This window comes from Bacillus sp. JJ664, from assembly GCF_036962205.1.
Lineage (GTDB): Bacteria > Bacillota > Bacilli > Bacillales > Bacillaceae_G > Gottfriedia.
Window position 1 is genome coordinate 844 of sequence record NZ_JBALMS010000089.1, and the last position, 19,257, is coordinate 20,100.

Genomic DNA, 19,257 nt, shown 5'->3' on the forward strand with positions numbered 1-19,257 from the left:
AATTATTTTACAATAGACTAAAAGGACATACTTCCTGTAAACACATATTCTAGTGTCTACGTTTTTATCGTTGTTATCCCACTACTTAAACGGTTCATTATTAAAATTCTTCAATAGTTCAAGTTCAGTTTTATTCTCTAAATATATTTTTTATGTAATATATACTGGGAGCGATCTGTAAGACACTTTATCTATCTTTTCAATGTAAGACGAAGAAGAGTACTAGATATAAATCTAGTACTCTTTTTTATGTCCTATTTTTTTTACTTCAAGTATTATAAGAATACTGTCATCAAACAAAAGCATGAAATAGCTAAAATGAATCATCCATTTTCTCTTCTCATATTTTCTCTTCTTTGTAACATTCCCATTGGAATATACGTGATGATAAAAACAAAAATGGCGATGATTTCAAGATTAATATAATACATGATTCCACTACCCAAAAATGATAATATTGTTTTTGAATCGGTTGGGCTTGCTAAATAGAAAAAGTTCGTATCTAGCTGTTGATTCAAGAAAAAAACTGGTACGGCAATTATATTCACACATACATAACTAAATAAAATGGCTTTCTTAGGAACTCTGTAGCCTTCAAATAAGACAAAATACAAAACGGCCAATGGAATTGCTGAATGATGTAGGAAATATTTCAAAAAACGAAAATGAGGAAAATGGTAACCAATCTCAGGTGTAACCATACTTAAAATAGGAGGAAAAATACCAATAAAGAATAACAAGTTAAACACTTTATCACTCTTTTTGAGGAATAAGAACAGTGCTAAAATGGTACTAAGGGAACAAAGTTGAATTGGAAGATCACTCGAGTCCCATTGCTTTGTTACAATTAACCATAAATGCAAGGAAACCTCACAAAGTAGCAGCGTACTAAAAATCACCCATTTAATTGTTTTTTGGTATGGTTGTAGTGTCTTTCTGTAATACACTAAAGCGCAAAAAGTTATTAAAAATAAAATGAATGTAACAATGTGGGACAATGAAAACATTTCGAAATCACGCATTTCTGTAACAGAAAACATGATATCTCACCTCTTAAAATAATTTGAAGTGCTGTTTACTATCCATTGTATTCCATCTCCAATGAACTAAGACGCTAGCAAACTAGTACTACTGAAAAATATTACAAATAAAGAGAGAGCTAAGATTCATTATCTCACTCTCTCTCTTGGTCTCCTCACTATATCTCGCTTTAAATCATTTCAACCTTTTCTCAGATACCGCCTCACAAATAACATTGTACATAGACTCGACACCTTCTTCTGAAGCTTCAAAATGATAGGCATTTTCCCTCGTAATTCCAATACTTTCTGCTTCTTTTGCTGCATCAATGTTTGCGCCCATGAAAATAAATTCCCAATTGTATTTTTCTTGTTGATGTTTAATCAGTTCTTGTACTTTTCTATACGTAAATTCGCTACTCGCATTTTCCATTCCATCGGTCGTAATAACAAAAATTACTTTTCCCGGTCTTTCTTCTTCACTTGTTTTAGTCAATCTGTAACCAACATCTAAAATCGTCTTTCCTACTGCGTCCAATAAGGCCGTTGTACCTCTAACGAAATACTCATCTTCTGTTAACTTTGTTTTGTTCGCATGAATACCATTCCATAAAATCTCATATTGGTCATCAAAAAGCACTGCTGTTAAAATAGTTTCCCCTTTCATCTTACATTGTTTTTCAATAAATGCGTTAAATCCACCGATTGTATCACTTTCAAGTCCCGCCATTGATCCACTTCTGTCTAGTAAAAAAATGATTTCTGTTTTTTCATGATTCATTCTCATCATCCTCCTGTTTCTTGATGTTATAATAGTAACGAAATTCAATCATGAATTGGTCGCCTGTAAAGCGACATTACTAGGAGGATAAAAGATTCAAATGCTTACCGAAAAGATACTAAAAGAATTACAGGAGTATATTGATCGCCATTTACATACCTTCTCATTTCATGTATTAGAAGAATTCCAATATAGTCTCCAGGAAGAACGTATCGATCTTCACTCCATGGAATTAGAAGATTTTATAAAAAATAAACGTAAACCAACACTTAACGAGTTGTTATTTCAGTTTATTGACCAAAAAAATACGAGTGATCCAGTGATCTATAAAAAGGCGGGGATTGATCGAAAACATTTTTCAAAAATCCGCTCCAATCCAAACTATCTACCAAAGAAAAATACCATTATCGCTCTTGCCTTTGCGCTTGAACTAAATGAACTTGAATTCGAAGAACTACTAAGTACTGCCGGTTACTCATTATCAGACAGCGATACGAGCGATTTAGTCATTCAGTTCTGTTTGGAGAAAAAAATATATGATATTGATTTAGTGAATCAAGCTCTGGAATACTTCAGTCTAAAGCCATTGAATGGAATGATTAAATAAATGAGAAAAGCCCTATTCGATAAACAGAATAGGCTTTCATTTAGCTAATTCATTTTCTCCCATGTGTCTTTACCCACTATTCCATCCTCTACCAATCCCTTTTCTTTTTGAAAAGTTTTTACAGCAGTTAATGTGTTTACTCCAAAGATTCCATCTACTTTTACACCAAGTAAACGTTGGATTTGTTCAACATATCCTCCTCTAGAACCAAACTTCAATAATGCGTAAGATACAATATCATATCTAGCTAAATCATTTACTTCAATGATCTTTATCAGCTTACTAGCATAATCAGGATCAGTCGCATAACCCGCTTCTTGAATGAATTGGGCTACCATTTTATAATCCTTTTCTCCAACTACCTTCTTATATTTATTTCGATCCCAGCTAACCCCGTTTTGATATAGAGTTGCTAAATCATAAAGAGAATCATACCAGGATGGATATTTTCTAAATGCTGTTTCAACGTAATATCTTTCTTTTTTAGCATTGTATTCAGCAGTTCTCATTGTGACGGACTCACCCAAATAAGAACCCTTTACTCCAAACAAATTCTTCCCATTTATAGCCAGCCTACTTTTTCCCCAATTTGATTCAAGAATGGCTTGTGCAATTATGCTCGACGCTAAAATATTAAATTCTTTTTGAATCCGCTGTGCATGTGGCAGAATTTCATCAATGAAAGTCATCATTCATTTTCTCCTCCTAACTGTTATTTCATAATGTAAATAAGTTAGTTTGGAGGAATCTCTTGAATTTCAAGTGACTTTTTTATGAATTTACCCGCTGAAATTGAATAACAAAAAAACTGATTTCCAAAAACAGAAATCAGCTTTTTTATTCAATCATTGTTGTCTTTTTCGTTTACGTAAGAACGCTGGAATATATGAAGATTCTTCTGGCTGTTCTACGTAGCGATCGTATTCTTGTCCTTGTTCGCTACGAGTGATGCGTTGTGGTCGTTCGTATTCATGTACTCGTTCATTTCGGTTCGGTCGTTCGTATTCTTGCACACGTTCATTACGATTTGGTTGTTCATATTGATATCTGTCAAATTCTTGAACTCGTTCGTTTCGGTTGATTGGTTCATATTCATAACGATCATATTCTTGTACTTGAACCCTTTCACTACGGTTGATTGGTTCGTATTGTGTACGTTGTTCCCTTTGAAATGATCTAGAAACTTCTTCAACCCTTGGTTGTGGAGCCGTTTTGATTGGTGCATCCTTTTGCTCCGTGAATCCTGTGGCAATGACAGTTACAATAATTTCATCTTTTAAGTTTTCATCAATAACCGAACCAAAAATCATATTTAATTCCTCGTGAGAAGCAGATGCAACGATATCTGCCGCCTCTTGTACTTCAAACAGACTTAAATTGTGACCGCCAGTGATGTTCATGATGACACCGTGTGCGCCATTAATCGATGTTTCTAGTAATGGGCTATTAAGTGCTTTCTTAGCCGCTTCAATCGCACGACCATCACCTTTAGCAATACCAATTCCCATTAAGGCTGTCCCTTTATGTGACATGACTGTTTTCACATCAGCAAAATCCAGGTTGATTAATCCTGGTACAGCAATTAAATCGGAAATCCCTTGTACCCCTTGGCGAAGTACATTATCCGCTTCACGGAACGCTTCAAGCATCGGTGTCTTTTTATCTACTAGCTCTAATAAGCGATCGTTCGGAATAATAATTAGCGTATCCACCGCATCTCTTAGTGCTTTAATGCCACCCTCTGCGTTTGTTGCACGCTTCTTGCCTTCAAATTTAAATGGACGTGTGACAACCCCGATTGTTAGTGCACCTAGATTACGGGCAATTTTCGCAATTGCTGGAGCTGCACCAGTGCCTGTACCACCGCCCATTCCAGCCGTTACGAATACCATGTCTGCGCCTGCTAATACTTCTTCAATTTGATCTTTACTTTCTTCTACAGCTCGTTTTCCTATTTCTGGATTTGCACCTGCGCCTAACCCTCTTGTTAAGGAAGCACCGATTTGCATTGTAATACTAGCTTTTGATTGTTTAAGCGCTTGGGCATCTGTATTAAAAGCAATAAATTCTACGCCCTCTACTCCATCTTCTATCATTCGATTCACGGCGTTGTTTCCCCCGCCGCCAACACCAATGACCTTTATTTTCGCTAATTGTTCTATATTTGCATCAAATTCAAACATGATTATTCCTCCTTGTCTTTCAAATCCCATTGGTTTACGCTAACCAAGTTTGACTGAAGAACCCCTCATATGTATCGAACCTTTTATCTTTTTATATGTATTTTAGTAGAATAGGAGACTGACTGACAGATCGAGTAACTTTTTGATAATCTAATATACTAAACTTTAAAGTACATCAATTAAATAAGAGAATAGCTTAAAAAGCTCATGTAGATTCCATTACAAGGAGTTCATTAAAAGTTACGAAGCAAGCTCCCTACTCTAGTAAGTACTCCCCCCTTATTATAAAGTTATTTTAAAGTGTTTAGTAGGATAATTGATATTTCATTTTGTGATGTAATTGCATGAATTTCACGAATATCATTACGTAAAGCAAATGAAACGATAATGTTTGATACAGAGTTTTAATAATTAATAAACCTTTTTAATACTCCCCTTTATTTGAGTAATATCGGTGAATATTTCCATACCAACATGATTTATGGCATTTTACTTCGTTACTACCTTTACAATTGATTAAACGGTGCGATTGGAGGTATTAGTTGAATTTTTCTGTTCGGATAGATTTTTTCAATAACGGTTGATTGTAATAATCTTTTTATTTCCATTGCAGGTAAATCCATTGATACACCATTGAGGGCAGCCTTATACGTATGTCTGATAGAATACGGAATTTGGTGATCATCTAGCAAAGTCTTCAGTTCTTTCTGAAACATTTCATGACTTTCCTCAACCTGCTTTGTTGCTTCTTCCAATGTTAACTGCTTTCCCGCTGCTTCAGCTTCCAAAACAGCGATTTTTGCTGGCTTTGTTTTAAATTCAATGATAATTGAAACGAACTGATTACTAGAAAGGTCAATCGACGGATCTACATAGAAAGAACTACTCATCGTATCTTTAACCACCTTCTCTTCATTTATCAAATCATACTTAAAAAAAGTACGCTCATTCCAATTACAAAAGTTAGATAGAATTGTTACAAATAAAATGCATTCTCTATAATACTTCTTCATATTTATGACAACTCCTTTTAGTTTGAAATGCACCAATTGAATTATATTTTCATCTAATTTTTAGTACCTGATAGATTCACGCTATCTCAACTAATTCCGACAATTTTATGGCATTCATCAATACTTCACAATGATTTAATAATGATTAAAACAACAGAAATAAAGCTTGTGCTAATCTAAAAAGACATCAAACTGCATCTTCTGGATCTAACCGGTCTTATACTTATGATTAATGTACACTAAATTACAAAAAATATAAGTCGCGAACTAGCTGTAATGAAACTGCGCCCTTCTTTAAAAGCAGAATACAGACATTCTATTCGTAATTACAATTTATTTTTGGTATGATTTAACAATATTTTTAATTTATAGGAGGATTGTTCATATGAATTCTTTAAATGGAAAAACCGCAATCATTACGGGAGCAGGTAGAGGGATTGGCCGAGCAACTGCCATCGCATTAGCTAAAGAAGGTGTTCATCTAGGATTGATTGGCTTAAACATGTCTAATCTTGAGAAGGTGGCTGATGAACTTTCACAGTATGATGTAAATGTTTCTGCTGCAGTAGCAGATGTAACTGACCTAGAATCTGTTACGCATGCTGTTGAACATATCAAAACAGATCTTGGTTCAATTGATATTTTGATCAATAATGCAGGTGTTGCTAAATTTGGAGGATTTCTTGAATTAACGCCTGAGGAATGGGAAAAAATCATCCAAGTTAACTTAATGGGTGTATATAATGTAACCAGAATAGTACTTCCAGGTATGATTGAGCAGAAATCTGGTGATATTATCAATATCGCTTCATCTGCTGGTCAAAAAGGTGCTCCGGTTACAAGTGCATACAGTGCTTCTAAATTCGCTGTTTTAGGTCTTACTGAATCACTTATGCTTGAAGTAAGAAAGCATAATATCCGTGTAACGGCTTTAACACCTAGTACGGTAATAACAGATTTGGCAATTGATACAAATCTTGTTAAAGGTAATGAAGAAAGCGTTATGCACCCTGAAGATTTAGCTGAATTAATCGTTTCTAGTTTAAAACTTAATCGTAGAGTTTTTGTAAAAACAGCTGGGCTTTGGTCAACAAATCCATAAGCATCTTTGGCCATTGAAATCATGAATTTTTCTATTCATTGATAGGTGAAGTTTAACCAATTATTGTAAAAAATTAAAAGCGATTTGCTTATCTTGACAATAACTGGTAATATTAAGATATTAATTCGTGTGCAGAGCACACAAGGAGGCTTTTTTAAATGGAACATGGTAAAGTAAAATGGTTTAATGCAGAAAAAGGTTTTGGATTTATCGAGCGCGAAAACGGAGACGATGTATTCGTACATTTCTCAGCTATTCAAACTGATGGATTCAAATCTTTAGACGAAGGCCAAGCTGTAACTTTCGAAGTTGAGCAAGGTCAACGTGGCCCACAAGCTACAAACGTTCAAAAAGCATAATATTGAACCAAAAAATAGTCAGAACCTTTATAGGTTCTGACTTTGTTTATTTATATCGAACAAATCACCTCACCAATACTCCGCAATTAGAAAAGGTGCAAAATTGTTTGCCACCGTAAAGCATTTTCTTTCCCCTTATGTTTACTAGCAAAAACACTTACTCACTTGTAAATTTTCCATAAACACGAAATAATCCATAAGTACGGGTCAAAATTCCGCCATATCAAAAAACTAGTAAAGGTTTATCTAAACACTTTAAAGAATAAAATAAATTAGAAGAATTATATTGGGGGAACAACTGATGAAAGAAACCGAAATTCAAGCTTTTAAAAAACAACATCCCTTATTAAACGATCTCATTTCCCTGCAGGAAGTATTTTGGGTGAATCCGAATATTGAATCATTTCAAACAGCAATTAAAAAATCCCCGCTCACACAAGAGAATGTAAAAGATGCAGAAGATCGTTTACTAAGATTTGCGCCATATATTAAAAAAGCCTTTCCTGAAACAGAAAAATCAGATGGGATTATCGAGTCTCCACTAGTTAAAATCCCTTCAATGAAAACATCATTAGAACGAACATATGAACAACAGATATTTGGTGAATTATTACTAAAGTGTGATAGCCACCTTCCTATTTCAGGATCGATTAAAGCTAGAGGTGGCATTTATGAAGTTCTCAAAACTGCTGAATCACTAGCCTTACAACATGGCATGTTAACAATTGATGAAGATTATTCGATTTTACATAGTGATAAGTTCCGTCATTTCTTTTCACAATTTTCTATTGCAGTAGGCTCCACTGGAAATCTTGGACTTAGTATTGGCATCATTAGTGCACAATTAGGTTTTAAAGTGACAGTACATATGTCAGCCGATGCGAAGCAATGGAAAAAAGACTTACTTAGGAGTAAACGGGTTGAAGTCATTGAATATGAGGCAGATTATAGCAAAGCCGTTGAAGAAGGTAGACTTCAGGCAGCAAATGATCCAACATGTCATTTTATTGATGATGAAAATTCCCATGATCTCTTTTTAGGATATGCAGTAGCAGCTTCTCGATTAAAACAGCAATTAGAAGCGTTACAAGTGAAAGTAGATCAAGATCATCCTTTATTTGTGTATCTTCCATGTGGAGTCGGCGGTGGCCCTGGTGGCGTCGCATTTGGATTAAAATTGATGTTCCAAGACAATGTACATTGCTTCTTTGCAGAGCCGACTCATTCACCGTGTATGCTACTTGGTTTGATGACAGATTTACACGATCAAATTTCAGTACAAGATGTCGGCATCGATAATATCACTGCAGCCGATGGACTTGCAGTTGGTAGAGCATCTGGTTTTGTCGGACAAACAATCGAACCATTCTTAAGTGGGAATTATACAGTAAGTGATGAACAATTATATTTATTACTAAAAGAACTTCTAGATACAGAAAATATCTTTTTAGAACCTTCTGCTCTAGCAGGTATGATTGGTCCAGTAAAATTATGTAATGAAAATACGGACTATATACTTAAACTTAATCTAACAGAAAAAATGGAGAATGCGACCCATATTATATGGGGAACTGGTGGCAGTATGGTTCCTAAGGAAGAAATGGAATTATATATTCAAACAGGCTCAACTTTAGCAAGTCAAAAATAATCTCAAATTAAAAAAACTTACTTTAAAACATTATGAAACCAATATCTCTCGTCAATACTCATAAGAAGAATATGAATATTGGCGGAGGTATAAACAATATGAATTGGTACAATGGAACCTATACATGTGGACACCCGGGGAAAATTAAGCTAGATGATCAATTAGTCTTTAATGAATTTTATGTTGAAAAGATTTTTTTGAAAAAATGTTACGATTGTAGAAATGCAGAATTTGAGAATTATAAACAGAAAAAAAATGACTATTCAATGCAAATCTCAAATGAAATGGGCTTACCTGCTTTGATTGGTAGCGAAAAACAAATAGCCTGGGCCACGACATTACGTGTAGATTTTATTAAGCAATTAGAAGACGAAGAAAAAGAACTACTTTTATATAAAAATATACTGAGTACTGGGACATACAAAAACCAACCACGGATGGCTTCTAAAATAGCATTTGCAGAGAAATTAATTAACGAATTAAAAGTGGCGATCACATCCGAAAAAGAGGCAAAGACCTTTATTGAAATGAGAGATAAATTAGGAAACGGTATCGTAAACGGTATTCTTCACAAGAATAATTTATTTCAATGGATTTGGAAAAACGCTGTATCTGAAGAAGTAACCGAATTTGCACTTTCATTAGAACTGTGTACGAGAGAAGATTTAACTTCATAAAAATCATCAAACTAAAAAGAGAAACCTATAATCAGGTTTCTCTTTTTCTATCCTTATAATTGATCCATCGTAACTGAAAACACATAACTTTGATAACGATCGCAGCCTACATAATTATAGCGCTTACCATCCTTTGCGAATGACTTGCCTTCGTCTTGAAACCCTAAATCATGCAAAACATCTAGAATTGAACCCTCTTCATAGTCTTTTCTTACCTCGAATTCGATACTCAAGTGCTCACCCTCTTTTAATGTTTTTTAATTTAGTTTGTATCAGTTCGAAATAATCTATTCACTTTTTAACAAAGGAATTTCTTGAATCACCATCAAAAAAATCCTACTGGGAGAATAAATCCAGTAGGACTTTTAAATCGCGAGGTTACGAACTCTCTGTTTACTCTTTATCTAAAAGTTTTTCAAGTCGCTCTATTCTCTTTTCAAGCTCATTTTTTTCCGATCTCGATTTTGTGCATCCCCATTTCGAATACCTTTCATTAGAAAATAGACTGCTACTATGATAATTAGACAAAATCCAATAACTTCAAATAGTGTAGTTAAATAGTCTAATTCGACTCCCGGTTCCAATGTATTGCCTTCGAATTTCACAATGATGTAATTTTTTAATAAATACTTTTAGCTTAAATGTCCTCTTCAACTAAACTCATTCATTAGTTGCATCGTAAATGATAACAAACTTACTTCAACTTTATATTTGTCTAATCAGTTACCCTTCCACATAAGTCACTTTTAATCTTTATCTACATTAAATGCCCTAGAAACTTAATCTGTACTAATAGAACCGCTCTCATCATATTTTTATAGAAGAAAAACAGATAAAGGAGGTGTATCGTTGATGCAAAAAGTGAAGGTTCGTTTACGTCCCCTTGTCAGTAAGATTAATTTGCCGACTGTATTGAAAACAACTATTCTTCCAGGTGAATCGATTGAAAGATTATTTATTGCAACCCAGGTGGGAGAGATCTTTTACATAGGCAATGGAGATATCAGGACTTTTTTAGATATTCGTCCGCTTGTATTGAAATTAGGAGCTGATGGCGGTTATGATGAACGCGGATTGCTAGGACTAGCGTTTCACCCTAATTTTTATCAAAATGGTCTGTTTTATCTTCATTATTCGGTAGCCGGATCTCAAGGTCCAGGTGCTCCTCATAAAACCTTTAAACCTAATCCATGTGACCCAAAAACTTTAAACCTAAAATGGGAGAATAGAGAAACTCAATATGATCATATTGATACAGTTGAGGAATGGGTTTTACAATCTAATGCACAGCCACAAAAAAGACGAACATTGCTGAACTTAAAAAGGCCATTTTCTAACCATAATGGCTTTAATAGCTTAAATTTTTCACCTGAAACAGGGAGACTTGTTTTAACAACCGGTGATGGTGGTTCAGGCTTTGATCCATTTAACTTAAGCCAGGATCATCTCGAAATCGCAGGTAAAATCATTGAAATTGATGTAGGACAGCATACAAACGTCAATTCCCCACCCATTGTCACACGATTTAATGAACTGCCCACAACAATCCAACAAACACTCTTTGTAATGGCCAAAGGGGTTCGCAATATACCAGGCATTTCATTTCAGAAGGTTTCTCAGCAATATATTAAATTTGCAGGTAATGTCGGTCAGAATTTAGTCGAGTCGATTTTTTCATTTGTTCAATATAAACCAATACCCGTTCCTCAGCTTATTCAAGCTTCATCCATGAATGCTGAACTGAATGAAGAGGGTTTTATTAACTTTGGATGGCGAGGCTGGGAAGGTGCGTTACCTACTTCGTTTATCAGACCCTGCAAGGATCAACCGAAATTAGATGAGAAAATAATTGCTTATTACAATGAAACCGTATCGCTTTCTGGTAGACGACTTCAGCCTTTAACTAGTTACTTTCATAAAGAATCAAGGCCCGATAAATTTGAAGGAATTGCACTAACAGGAGTCCAGCCGTATATGGGAAATGGAATCCCTGGTTTAACTGGTAGCGTTGTGTTTACAGATTTGGCCCAAAAATCTCATGGTGTTCTAGCTTATACAAAAGTAAGACCTGATGGGAAACAAAGTGATTTTAGTGTGATTCAAATCGAATATGATTTTGGAGCTCAATCATCATATTATGTTAGTTTAGGTACAAATCTGAATCAAACCAGTTTATATTTAGGGGTTTATGCCTCAATGAAAGTGACTGATTATAACAAAGGAACTATTTTTGAAATTATTCAATGAATAAATAAAAATGACCACGGGCGTAATTTAGCTCCCGAGGTTTATTTAATTTTTATGTAATAAAATCTGTACCAATTATCCCCACTACGTTCTTCCCGAGTTTGAAGATTAGTTAATAAAAATCATCTTTATTCTATTAAAAATGATCAAACCTATTTCAACCCACAACCAGCTATATAGTAAAGCAAAGAATAAGATACTTCCAGTTGTAAAAATTGAAAAGTAATCAGAAACCCCTGGACCTAAAACTGGAAAGTGAAAAACAAATAATAGACTCATAATGCCTAAAAATAATAGAATTGCACCAGTTGCAATAATACTCACTCTCTTCTTAAAGAAGTAAAAAGATGCCCCAATCCCTAGTCCCAACAAACCTGTTGTAAAAGGAAATACCAGTAGTTCCGTGGGTTGTAGGATACATAATAATAAAATGGTCAAAAAATAACACTTTATCCCAGATGAAACGGAAAACATCGAACATAATAAAATAGGAGCAGTAGCGAGTGGACTTAAAAATAATCCAATCCCTGGTAAATAGCCACCTGCAGCCTGCAAAATTGCTGCAATACAGGCAAACATAGACACTATTATGAAATTCACCGTACTTTTATGTTTTTGAAATATGGTTTGAATCAATCGAACCTCATTAGAAATATCTTTTAAAAAATACACCTTTCCACCTCATTAATAAAGCACACATTTTGATATTCACTATTTATATGAGATGAATCCAATAGAAATACTTTATTCATCAATATACTCTAGAAAAGTTAATCTAAAAAATTCTTAATTGTGGAGTTTCATAATGCACTAACTCTCAGGATTGTAGTGAAAGAAAAATAAATACCAGCTTTTTTGTCATTTTGACAAAGAAGATGGTATTTAAAAGAATCTATATCAGGATAACTTTTTGAAGATCAGTGACCACCTAAAGCTTCAAAAAAGTTATAAAATCCCACAAAAATGATCTAATAATTTGAATAGGCCAAAAAGTTGTTAGGACATACCTACTTTGTCCTATGCTTCTCCAAATATTATTAGCCGATTTTTGCTACTAATTGTGCTAATAATTGAATTGCAGCTTGGATGACTACCTCAAGTTGCAGTTCAGTTTGTGTTACTACAATTCCATCTGAATTTTCAATTCTAACTGATTGTGCTTGTAATTGAAGATTTTCTAAAGATTGAGAAACTCTTTGTAATTGACTAACTCTTGGATCATCACCAAATAAAATAATCACAGCCTCAATTGCAGCTTGTAATGATGCTTGTACTAAAACTAAGCCTTGAGCTTCAGTCTGAGTAACTGCAATGTTGTGTGAATCGCGAATTACTAATCTTTGTAATTCTGCTTGTGCGTTTTCTATTGCATTAGAAGTTCTTTGTACGGAACGGATTGGTAAGAGTGCCATGTAAATCACCTCCTTAATATTTAATATAACTTATTCAAAATATTAAAAAGTAGATTGGACAAGTCTCCTAGTACATATATGGAAATTTAATAGAATTAGCAAATCACGCGGTATTATGGGGGGTATCTTATGAATGCAAATAACACAAGTTTTAATTGAACTATTACACTAGTAAAATCGTTAATTTTTAAATTGATATTAATCTTTTTCATTAAGAATCAAGTCAGTAAAACAGAACCTAGTTTCACCTGTATATGCATCCGCTGATAACTTTACTTCTCCTACAAGAAATTCTATAGGCATTTTAAAAATGGGACCATCAAAAACAAAAGAGTGGTATTCTCCATTTTCGCCACAAGGGTCAACCCCATCAGGAAGTTCTTCAATCAATTGAGCAGTTATTTCTTTACCAGAAAATTCTTCTGGTAATCTTGTTAAATCAACACAAGTAATAATCGTTTTATAGCCTAGAGACAAAAATCGATTAAGTACATTTGTCGTACCTTCTTCCCACAATGGAAAGATTGGATTGATTTCTAATGGCTTAAGCATTTCCTCACGATACTTACGTACATCTTCAAGAAATAAATCTCCAAAAGCAATATGATCAATCCCTTGCTGCTTTAACTCTGTATTTACTTGGATCATGATCTCTTGATACGTTTCATTAGAACAATTTTCTGGAATCCATATCTTTCGGAGAGGTAGTCCAATAGATTTTGCTTGAGCTTCTAATAACTCAACCCTAACCCCATGAATACTCGTCCGATTAAAACCCTCTGTTACAGATGCAATAAGCACTACTACCTCATACTCATGAGAGTGCAACAGATCATGCAACGCCAATGTTGAATCTTTACCACTAAAAGATACTGCTACTTTTTTCTTAACGATTGCGAACTCCTCCTACTTTCTTACTTTTCCTTTCAAATGTATTATATGATTAAATTCTTTGAATTTAGAAAAAGTCCTTGTACAACTTTACTGCCTTATAACATAACTATTTAAAGTAATATGCTCTGTTAACGTTAAGTGTTGATTCTTCAGGTTAGGCTAAAATGGGAGGATTACATGACCAAATGGCGAATCATAGTAGAAATAACAAAGTTAACGTTACAGGAGGCAAAAACAATGTTAAAACTATTCGAATATAACTGGCAAGTCCGCAATGACTGGTTTGACTGGTGTGAAACAGTGAGCGAGGAAGAATTGTTGAAAAAACGAAATGGCGGTATAGGCTATATTCTACCAACGCTCTATCATATTGTGGCGGTTGAGTATGGTTGGATTTGCGGTGGGATACAAGAAAAATCTATTTATATTCCACCGTTCGAAGAAGTAACAAGCCTGCAGCAAATAAAAGATTTTTCCGTTCGTTGCCACGGTGAACTTGCTCCATTTGTCTATGATTGGAACGATAGCCTTGAAGATCGCATCATGATTGATATCTTGGATAATGGAAAACAGGAAGCTCATAAATATGGTGAAGTAATGCGACACGTTATCGTCCATGAAATCCACCATATCGGTCAATTATCTATCTGGTCACGAGAAATTGGAAAAAAGCCAGTTACTGCAAATTTGGTTGGCAGGGGTTTATTCGATATTTAAAGACTTGACTAACGGTGAACGATAATTGGTAATGTTTTTTGTTCGAAAATATAATGAACAAAAATCCTTTCTTATTAAGAAGGATCTTTGTTTTTCTTGTTCTACTAAAGTTATGTAAGTTGTATTAAACATAGTTTAATAATCAGTGTCTCTTTATGAAGTTCAACATTTCGTTAAAAGCATTTTGGTACGATTCTTCATTGAATTTTGTAGAGTATGGATCACTAAATCCGTGCTGGCCAAAGTATGTATATATTTCTATATTCTTAATTTGTAAATTAGAAATTAACTCATCAACACTAAAGGATCGTTCCTCTTGAGGAAAGAATAATATTGTAGGGCATCTTGGCACTAGTTGTGTGTAACTCCTAATTCTCGAACCATAATATCCCACAACCCCATCAAGACATTCTTCCTCACCACATAACCAAGCAACAGTTGCTCCAACACTAAATCCAATAATGTAAATTTTCTGGTATTTATCTTTAACATCTACTAATAAATTCTTTATTTTTTGAGTAGCATCTGAAAAGCCTACATTTTCCATAAAATTGAGATAAGCAATCTCCTCTTCCGAATATTCAAATGCTTGTTCACGTTCTAATAAGTTCGGACAGATTACATCAAAATCTTGAGTTGATAATAGCTCACAAAAATTCCTTATATGTAGGTTAATACCATAGATTTCGTGTAACACAATAATCAATTTATCTGATTTTTTCAGTATCTGATGCATTTTTATCCCCCTTAAAAGTGAATCTACAATATATAATTATATCATTTTACATTCAGCTGAAATGAACGAAACTGACAAACTACTACTAACAGTTCGTAATGAACTAAGATATTTCCAATAAAAAAATCGACTAAACAGTCGACCATTTGTACAAAAAACGAATGCATTAGTTGTAAATACATTAAAGACCATTCTTACAATACCAATTGGAATTACAGTTGGCTTAGTTCTAGTAAAATATTTAATCCTTTTTTTAATTCTTCCAATGACGCGTAAGCATATGAAAGACGGATATGGTGTAAATCTCTTGGTTCGTAAATATACCCTGGATTTATCAATATATTTTGATTCAGTAATTTTAGAAATAAAGTCTTATTTACAATAGGATTATGAAACCTGAGCCATATATAGAAACCACCTTCAGACTTTTTCCATGAAGCTATTTTTCTAAATTCCTTTTCTAAAATGTCTTCTACATATTTAGCTCTTCTTTGCAGTTGTTCACGAAGGTGGACAAGATGCTTTTCATATAAACCGCTTGAGATCCAATGTGAAACGATTTCCTGAGAAAAGGCACTTGAGCCATAATCCGTTTGCATTTTGATATCAGCTAATCGTTCAATTACAGGTGAAGGTGCAACAACCCAACCAATTCTTAATCCTGGACTTAATGTTTTGGAGACACTGCCTATATAAAGAACTTGTCCTGTTGTATCAAGCGATTTGATAGCAGGTGAAGATGATTCAAATAGCAATTCGTGATACACATCATCTTCAATAATAGGGATTTGTAGCTCTTTGCATGTATTGAATAGATTTTCCTTTTCTTTCAACGACCAATTATAGCCTGTTGGATTGTTTAGTGTTGGAACACAATAAAATAAAGATTGCCTCTTACCTTTAAGTGCCCGTAGATTATCTGTTAATTGTTGATCTCTTGAAACTGAAATCATTCGCATACCATTAGATTGAAAGGGATGTACAGAATTTAAATATGAAGATTGTTCTTGGAATAAAATTGATCCCTCTTCCAATAATCCCACTGCAATTAATTGAAGTGCTTGAAGTGCACCTGAAACAATTAAAATGTTCTCTGGTGCTGTTTCAATACCACGTTTTTTTAAATAATTACATAAAATTCCCCGAAGCTTTTCACTTCCTTGCGGTGATGAATAGCCAATTGCTTTTGAATCTAATGAAATCTTTTTTAACGAATCTTCAATTTGTTTAGTTGGTAGTAATTCAGGTGATAATTCACCTGTTCCAAGGCGGATGACATGATCCATTTGCTCATATTCATTTATGAGTTGGATCGTATGATAGTTTGGTTTATGAATACTGGATTCGATGTGTTTCTGCCAATTTGGTTGAGATTTGCTCAAAAGTACATTCCACGAATTATTAGCCACAAATACCCCTGAACCCACTTTTGATTCAATCAAACCATCTGCTCTTAACTCATCAAGGGCAAGTTGAACTGTACTGCGGTTCACATTAAATTGTGTTGCTAATTGGCGTTGTGTTGGAAGCTTTGTGCCAATTGACCAATCCCCTCGCTCAATACACGATTTTATCCAATCTACAATTTGCTCTTGAACAGTCAAATGAGAATCACGATTTGGTTTCCATTTCATCTAATCCCCCCTAAATTGGGTGGATAAAAAACCATCCAATTGGTTGTTTTTCTTTTAGTTTTATCATAGTACGATGGTAATTGAAAGGGAGTTGATTTAGATGGAAGCTATACTTCATGGACTAATATTAGCATTCGGACTCATTTTACCTTTAGGGGTACAGAATGTATTTATATTTTCACAAGGTGCCACACAACCAAAACTAATTCGTGCACTTCCTGCGACTGTTACAGCTGCGGTATGTGATACTTTTTTAATTCTTTTAGCTGTTTTTGGACTTTCCACGATTGTTCTACAATTTGAATGGCTAAGAATTAGCCTAATGATTACTGGTATATTATTTTTACTTTACATGGGATCTGTTATTTGGAGGTCTAAACCCTCAACAAGTGAAACAAATGGGGCATTACCTAGCCGTCAGCAAATCATTTTTGCTTTATCAGTTTCCTTATTAAACCCCCATGCAATCTTAGATACAGTAGGTGTTATTGGAACAAGTGCATTAAAATATGTCGGAAAAGAACAACTTTTCTTCACTATCGCCTGTATTACAGTATCTTGGATTTGGTTTGTAGGATTAACAATTGCGGGATCAGTCATGAAGAAGGTAGATAGTACAGGAGGTTTAATGAACATATTTAACAAATGTTCCGCTCTGTTTATTTGGGGAACTGCCATTTATCTATTAATTGGATTAACTTAACATACATTAGAGGATAATCGAATAATGATTATCCTCTTCTATTTGTAGTTGACTAACGTATCCATTAGTTCGTTCTTATTTAGGTTATTTTTTGAAACAGATAAAGAATTATTTGTTATTAAAATTTATATTTACCAATGCAAAGAAACTTAAAGCATGTCCTAAAATTCACTTCAAATTATAACTGATATACTATTTTATCTCTAATATTTAATTAACTTAAGTAGTTGTTTTTCATTAAAAATTTGAACCGTTGAACTAGTACCTATTCTTGTTGCACCTGCTTCAACCATTGCTTTGATATCCTCAATGCTACGAACGCCGCCCGAAGCCTTTACCCCAACAGATTTTCCAACCGTTTCTCTCATTAGGTCAACATCTTTAAGTATTGCTCCATATAGAGAGAACCCAGTCGATGTCTTTACGTAGTCGGCACCTGCTTTTACTGATAATTCACATGCTAATTGAATCTCTTGATCTGTTAAAAGACACGCCTCGATTATAACCTTAACTAGAGCTTTACCTTTCGCAGCATCTACTACTGCTTTAATATCTTTTTCGACTAGATCATAATTTTCACTTTTAAGTGCGCCTATATTTATGACCATATCTATTTCTGTAGCCCCATTTTCAATGGCATTTTTCGTTTCAAATACTTTGGTTTCTATTGTATTAGCACCTAAAGGAAATCCGATTACTGTACACACGTTAATCTCCGAGAGACTTAAGAGTTTTGAAGCAAATTTTACCCAAGTAGGATTTACAACCACTGAAGCAAAACCATATTCCATAGCTTCATAACATAACCTAATAATTGCTGTTTCATCAGTCTCGGGTGCTAGTAATGTATGATCAATAATATTTGCATATTCCATGTTTTTCTCCACCTTTTCAAATAGTTTGTTTTTTATTCTAAGTTGCTCCACTATTTATGATATAGTCTTGAAAATTCGCTTAGTATATATAGCAAGTGGAATGTATTTAAAGTGAAAGATAATTGCCGATCATTTCACAAATAATATTTTTTTACGTAATAAAATTCGTGACTGATGCCACAATTTCATTATAAATATCCATTAAAAATTTAGACCATCCAATACCTCAGTTTTTTTCCCCATCCATTCATCTATTTGATAAATAAAAAAAGAATCATGATAAATTCATGATTCTAATTTTTCAATAGAATTTGAGTGCTTCCATGAAAGCTAAGTCTAACTGATTTTTACAATTCCAATAGAGCCATAAATGAATTTCCCATGGCTCTCACATTAACATGATAGATACTTTAAACATTAATAGAAGGAATATTTTATATTAGTCGCATTCGAATACATTATATGAGAATCCCATTACGGACTTATTTATATCGATAAGACTACTCATTTCAACCTTATGCGAGACTATCAAAAAATCTTCATTTTTCTAGATAGAAATTGTTTTTCTCTTATGGAGAATCTGAGCATCGTTAAGTGAAAATCAATTGTGAATCATTTCACCAAATTACATTGCTGCATTATTTATCGTT

21 protein-coding genes are annotated in these 19,257 nt (G+C 34.0%); 8 read left to right on the top strand and 13 right to left on the bottom strand.

Features of this window, described 5'->3' with window-relative positions:
* Positions 1-323: 323 nt before the first annotated feature.
* Together V7056_RS14715 and V7056_RS14720 are read right to left on the bottom strand one after the other, a co-directional pair.
* Positions 324-1,040, bottom strand: coding sequence for a YwaF family protein (locus V7056_RS14715; RefSeq protein ID WP_499703104.1), 717 nt, complete (start codon positions 1,038-1,040; stop codon positions 324-326).
* A 175-nt stretch (positions 1,041-1,215) separates the two neighbouring features.
* A complete protein-coding gene (locus V7056_RS14720) occupies positions 1,216-1,800 on the bottom strand; it encodes a vWA domain-containing protein (protein WP_499703106.1) in 585 nt (194 codons plus the stop codon).
* A 100-nt stretch (positions 1,801-1,900) separates the two neighbouring features.
* Here V7056_RS14720 and V7056_RS14725 point away from each other — a divergent pair, with 100 nt between their 5' ends.
* Positions 1,901-2,407 carry a hypothetical protein gene (locus V7056_RS14725; RefSeq protein WP_499703108.1) on the top strand — a complete coding sequence of 169 codons (507 nt, stop codon included), beginning with the start codon at positions 1,901-1,903 and terminating at the stop codon, positions 2,405-2,407.
* 44 nt (positions 2,408-2,451) lie between these two features.
* On the opposite strand, the gene V7056_RS14730 is transcribed toward V7056_RS14725, so the two are convergent.
* From V7056_RS14730 to V7056_RS14740, 3 genes are all read right to left on the bottom strand, one after another.
* Positions 2,452-3,099 (bottom strand): glucosaminidase domain-containing protein, encoded by a 648-nt coding sequence (locus V7056_RS14730; RefSeq protein WP_499703110.1) that lies wholly within the window; start codon positions 3,097-3,099, stop codon positions 2,452-2,454.
* 153 nt (positions 3,100-3,252) lie between these two features.
* Positions 3,253-4,590 carry a cell division protein FtsZ gene (gene ftsZ, locus V7056_RS14735; RefSeq protein ID WP_499703112.1) on the bottom strand — a complete coding sequence of 446 codons (1,338 nt, stop codon included), beginning with the start codon at positions 4,588-4,590 and terminating at the stop codon, positions 3,253-3,255.
* 506 nt (positions 4,591-5,096) lie between these two features.
* A complete protein-coding gene (locus tag V7056_RS14740; RefSeq protein ID WP_499703114.1) occupies positions 5,097-5,603 on the bottom strand; it encodes a protease inhibitor I9 family protein in 507 nt (168 codons plus the stop codon).
* Positions 5,604-5,988: 385 nt separating this feature from the next.
* On the opposite strand from V7056_RS14740, the gene V7056_RS14745 reads away from it, so the two are divergent.
* From V7056_RS14745 to V7056_RS14760, 4 genes are all read left to right on the top strand, one after another.
* Positions 5,989-6,705, top strand: coding sequence for a 3-ketoacyl-ACP reductase (locus V7056_RS14745; RefSeq protein WP_499703116.1), 717 nt, complete (start codon positions 5,989-5,991; stop codon positions 6,703-6,705).
* A 158-nt stretch (positions 6,706-6,863) separates the two neighbouring features.
* Positions 6,864-7,064, top strand: coding sequence for a cold-shock protein (locus V7056_RS14750; RefSeq protein WP_087998782.1), 201 nt, complete (start codon positions 6,864-6,866; stop codon positions 7,062-7,064).
* A 301-nt stretch (positions 7,065-7,365) separates the two neighbouring features.
* A complete protein-coding gene (gene dsdA, locus V7056_RS14755) occupies positions 7,366-8,712 on the top strand; it encodes a D-serine ammonia-lyase (RefSeq protein WP_499703118.1) in 1,347 nt (448 codons plus the stop codon).
* A gap of 98 nt (positions 8,713-8,810) precedes the next feature.
* Positions 8,811-9,389, top strand: coding sequence for a hypothetical protein (locus V7056_RS14760; RefSeq protein WP_499703119.1), 579 nt, complete (start codon positions 8,811-8,813; stop codon positions 9,387-9,389).
* 53 nt (positions 9,390-9,442) lie between these two features.
* Here V7056_RS14760 and V7056_RS14765 read toward each other — a convergent pair whose 3' ends face one another.
* Together V7056_RS14765 and V7056_RS14770 are read right to left on the bottom strand one after the other, a co-directional pair.
* Positions 9,443-9,622: a hypothetical protein gene (locus V7056_RS14765; protein WP_499703121.1), complete on the bottom strand. Its 180-nt coding sequence runs from the start codon at positions 9,620-9,622 to the stop codon at positions 9,443-9,445.
* A 192-nt stretch (positions 9,623-9,814) separates the two neighbouring features.
* Positions 9,815-9,973 carry a hypothetical protein gene (locus tag V7056_RS14770; protein WP_499703123.1) on the bottom strand — a complete coding sequence of 53 codons (159 nt, stop codon included), beginning with the start codon at positions 9,971-9,973 and terminating at the stop codon, positions 9,815-9,817.
* A 268-nt stretch (positions 9,974-10,241) separates the two neighbouring features.
* On the opposite strand from V7056_RS14770, the gene V7056_RS14775 reads away from it, so the two are divergent.
* The gene (locus V7056_RS14775; protein WP_499703125.1) at positions 10,242-11,636 is read left to right on the top strand and encodes a PQQ-dependent sugar dehydrogenase; all 1,395 of its coding nucleotides are present in this window, start codon (positions 10,242-10,244) and stop codon (positions 11,634-11,636) included.
* A 108-nt stretch (positions 11,637-11,744) separates the two neighbouring features.
* On the opposite strand, the gene V7056_RS14780 is transcribed toward V7056_RS14775, so the two are convergent.
* The 3 genes from V7056_RS14780 to V7056_RS14790 all read right to left on the bottom strand — a co-directional run bounded on the left by V7056_RS14780 (position 11,745) and on the right by V7056_RS14790 (position 13,942).
* A complete protein-coding gene (locus tag V7056_RS14780) occupies positions 11,745-12,308 on the bottom strand; it encodes a hypothetical protein (RefSeq protein WP_499703127.1) in 564 nt (187 codons plus the stop codon).
* Positions 12,309-12,673: 365 nt separating this feature from the next.
* On the bottom strand, positions 12,674-13,048 hold the full coding sequence (locus tag V7056_RS14785; RefSeq protein WP_499703129.1) for a spore coat protein: 375 nt from the start codon (positions 13,046-13,048) through the stop codon (positions 12,674-12,676).
* A gap of 198 nt (positions 13,049-13,246) precedes the next feature.
* Positions 13,247-13,942: a Dph6-related ATP pyrophosphatase gene (locus V7056_RS14790; protein ID WP_499703138.1), complete on the bottom strand. Its 696-nt coding sequence runs from the start codon at positions 13,940-13,942 to the stop codon at positions 13,247-13,249.
* Between the two features lie 237 nt (positions 13,943-14,179).
* Between V7056_RS14790 and V7056_RS14795 the strand changes: the two genes are divergently transcribed.
* The gene (locus tag V7056_RS14795) at positions 14,180-14,659 is read left to right on the top strand and encodes a DinB family protein (RefSeq protein ID WP_499703139.1); all 480 of its coding nucleotides are present in this window, start codon (positions 14,180-14,182) and stop codon (positions 14,657-14,659) included.
* A gap of 142 nt (positions 14,660-14,801) precedes the next feature.
* Here V7056_RS14795 and V7056_RS14800 read toward each other — a convergent pair whose 3' ends face one another.
* Together V7056_RS14800 and V7056_RS14805 are read right to left on the bottom strand one after the other, a co-directional pair.
* Positions 14,802-15,395, bottom strand: a complete 594-nt coding sequence (locus V7056_RS14800; RefSeq protein ID WP_499703131.1) for a dienelactone hydrolase family protein — start codon at positions 15,393-15,395, stop codon at positions 14,802-14,804.
* A 212-nt stretch (positions 15,396-15,607) separates the two neighbouring features.
* The gene (locus V7056_RS14805) at positions 15,608-17,029 is read right to left on the bottom strand and encodes an aminotransferase-like domain-containing protein (protein WP_499703133.1); all 1,422 of its coding nucleotides are present in this window, start codon (positions 17,027-17,029) and stop codon (positions 15,608-15,610) included.
* 100 nt (positions 17,030-17,129) lie between these two features.
* On the opposite strand from V7056_RS14805, the gene V7056_RS14810 reads away from it, so the two are divergent.
* The gene (locus V7056_RS14810; RefSeq protein WP_499703135.1) at positions 17,130-17,732 is read left to right on the top strand and encodes a LysE/ArgO family amino acid transporter; all 603 of its coding nucleotides are present in this window, start codon (positions 17,130-17,132) and stop codon (positions 17,730-17,732) included.
* A gap of 203 nt (positions 17,733-17,935) precedes the next feature.
* Here the strand turns inward: V7056_RS14810 and deoC are convergent, their stop codons facing one another.
* Positions 17,936-18,607 (bottom strand): deoxyribose-phosphate aldolase, encoded by a 672-nt coding sequence (gene deoC, locus V7056_RS14815; protein ID WP_499703137.1) that lies wholly within the window; start codon positions 18,605-18,607, stop codon positions 17,936-17,938.
* Positions 18,608-19,257 lie beyond the last annotated feature (650 nt).